The organism is Sporosarcina sp. BP05 (assembly GCF_014282005.1).
In the GTDB taxonomy this organism is placed as follows: Bacteria; Bacillota; Bacilli; order Bacillales_A; family Planococcaceae; genus Sporosarcina.
This window is the reverse complement of record NZ_JACFTD010000050.1, coordinates 1-2,933: the sequence shown is the minus strand read 5'-3', so window position 1 is coordinate 2,933 and position 2,933 is coordinate 1. Positions and strand designations below refer to the sequence as shown.

Annotated in this window: 1 rRNA gene; it reads right to left on the bottom strand. The window is 52.9% G+C overall.

What is annotated here, in order from left to right:
• Nucleotides 1-2,913, bottom strand: a 23S ribosomal RNA gene (locus H2672_RS18980); the annotation flags it as partial.
• Nucleotides 2,914-2,933: the final 20 nt, after the last annotated feature.

Genomic DNA, 2,933 nt, shown 5'->3' with positions numbered 1-2,933 from the left:
ATTAGTATCCGTCAGCTCCACACGTCGCCGCGCTTCCACCCCAGACCTATCAACCTCATCTTCTTTGAGGGATCTTACTTACTTGCGTAATGGGAAATCTCATCTCGAGGGGGGCTTCATGCTTAGATGCTTTCAGCATTTATCCCGTCCATACATAGCTACCCAGCGATGCCTTTGGCAAGACAACTGGTACACCAGAGGTATGTCCATCCCGGTCCTCTCGTACTAAGGACAGCTCCTCTCAAATTTCCTGCGCCCGCGACGGATAGGGACCGAACTGTCTCACGACGTTCTGAACCCAGCTCGCGTACCGCTTTAATGGGCGAACAGCCCAACCCTTGGGACCGACTACAGCCCCAGGATGCGATGAGCCGACATCGAGGTGCCAAACCTCCCCGTCGATGTGGACTCTTGGGGGAGATAAGCCTGTTATCCCCGGGGTAGCTTTTATCCGTTGAGCGATGGCCCTTCCATGCGGAACCACCGGATCACTAAGCCCGTCTTTCGACCCTGCTCGACTTGTAGGTCTCGCAGTCAAGCTCCCTTATGCCTTTGCACTCTACGAATGATGTCCGACCATTCTGAGGGAACCTTTGGGCGCCTCCGTTACTCTTTAGGAGGCGACCGCCCCAGTCAAACTGCCCGCCTGACACTGTCTCCTGCCCCGATAAGGGGCATGGGTTAGAAGTCCAATACAGCCAGGGTAGTATCCCACCAACGCCTCATCCGAAGCTAGCGCTCCGGAATCCAAGGCTCCTACCTATCCTGTACAGGCTGCACCGGAATTCAATATCAGGTTACAGTAAAGCTCCACGGGGTCTTTCCGTCCTGTCGCGGGTAACCTGCATCTTCACAGGTATTATAATTTCACCGAGTCTCTCGTTGAGACAGTGCCCAGATCGTTACGCCTTTCGTGCGGGTCGGAACTTACCCGACAAGGAATTTCGCTACCTTAGGACCGTTATAGTTACGGCCGCCGTTTACTGGGGCTTCAATTCGAAGCTTCGCTTGCGCTGACCTCTCCTCTTAACCTTCCAGCACCGGGCAGGCGTCAGCCCCTATACTTCACCTTGCGGTTTTGCAGAGACCTGTGTTTTTGCTAAACAGTCGCCTGGGCCTATTCACTGCGGCTCTCTCGGGCTTTAACACCCTACCAGAGCACCCCTTCTCCCGAAGTTACGGGGTCATTTTGCCGAGTTCCTTAACGAGAGTTCTCTCGATCACCTTAGGATTCTCTCCTCGCCTACCTGTGTCGGTTTGCGGTACAGGCACCTCCCGCCTCGCTAGAGGCTTTTCTTGGCAGCGTGAAATCAGGGACTCAGGGACGAATCCCCTTGCTATCACAGCTCAATGTTATAGGAATGGGATTTGCCTCATTCCACACCTCACTGCTTAGACGCGCATGACCAACAGCGCGCTCACCCTATCCTACTGCGTCACCCCATTGCTCAAACGGCGGGGAGGTGGTACAGGAATATCAACCTGTTGTCCATCGTCTACGCCTTTCGGCCTCAACTTAGGTCCTGACTAACCCTGAGCGGACGAGCCTTCCTCAGGAAACCTTGGGCATTCGGTGGAAGGGATTCTCACCCTTCTTTCGCTACTCATACCGGCATTCTCACTTCCAAGCGCTCCACCAGTCCTTACGGTCTAGCTTCGACGCCCTTGGAACGCTCTCCTACCACTGACATCTAAGATGTCAATCCACAGTTTCGGTGATTCGTTTAGCCCCGGTACATTTTCGGCGCAGCGCCACTCGACCAGTGAGCTATTACGCACTCTTTAAATGATGGCTGCTTCTAAGCCAACATCCTGGTTGTCTGGGCAACGCCACATCCTTTTCCACTTAACGAATACTTGGGGACCTTAACTGGTGGTCTGGGCTGTTTCCCTCTCGACTACGGATCTTATCACCCGCAGTCTGACTCCCAAACATAAATCATCGGCATTCGGAGTTTGTCTGAATTCGGTAACCCGGGATGGGCCCCTAGTCCAAACAGTGCTCTACCTCCGAGATTCTTAAGTTTGAGGCTAGCCCTAAAGCTATTTCGGAGAGAACCAGCTATCTCCAGGTTCGATTGGAATTTCACCGCTACCCACACCTCATCCCCGCACTTTTCAACGTACGTGGGTTCGGGCCTCCAGTAAGTGTTACCTTACCTTCACCCTGGACATGGGTAGATCACCTGGTTTCGGGTCTACGACCCCATACTCTATCGCCCTATTCAGACTCGCTTTCGCTGCGGCTCCGCATTCACTGCTTAACCTTGCATGGAATCGTAACTCGCCGGTTCATTCTACAAAAGGCACGCCATCACCCATTAACGGGCTCTGACAACTTGTAGGCACATGGTTTCAGGATCTATTTCACTCCCCTTCCGGGGTGCTTTTCACCTTTCCCTCACGGTACTGGTTCACTATCGGTCACTAGGGAGTATTTAGCCTTGGGAGATGGTCCTCCCGGATTCCGACGGAATTTCACGTGTTCCGCCGTACTCAGGATACACTCTGGAGAGAATGGACTTTCGACTACGGGGCTTTTACCCGCTACGGCGGACCTTTCCAGGTCGCTTCGTCTAATCCATTCCTTTGTAACTCCGTATAGAGTGTCCTACAACCCCAAGAAGCAAGCTTCTTGGTTTGGGCTCTTCCCGTTTCGCTCGCCGCTACTCAGGGAATCGATTTTTCTTTCTATTCCTCCGGATACTTAGATGTTTCAGTTCTCCGGGTGTGCCTCGTTTACGCTATGTATTCACGTAAACGTACTGTCCCATTATGGACAGTGGGTTTCCCCATTCGGAAATCTCCGGATCAAAGCTTACTTACAGCTCCCCGGAGCATATCGGTGTTAGTGCCGTCCTTCTTAGGCTCCTAGTGCCAAGGCATCCGCCATGCGCCCTTTCTAACTTAACCCTTTGGTTTTCAACAAGCTT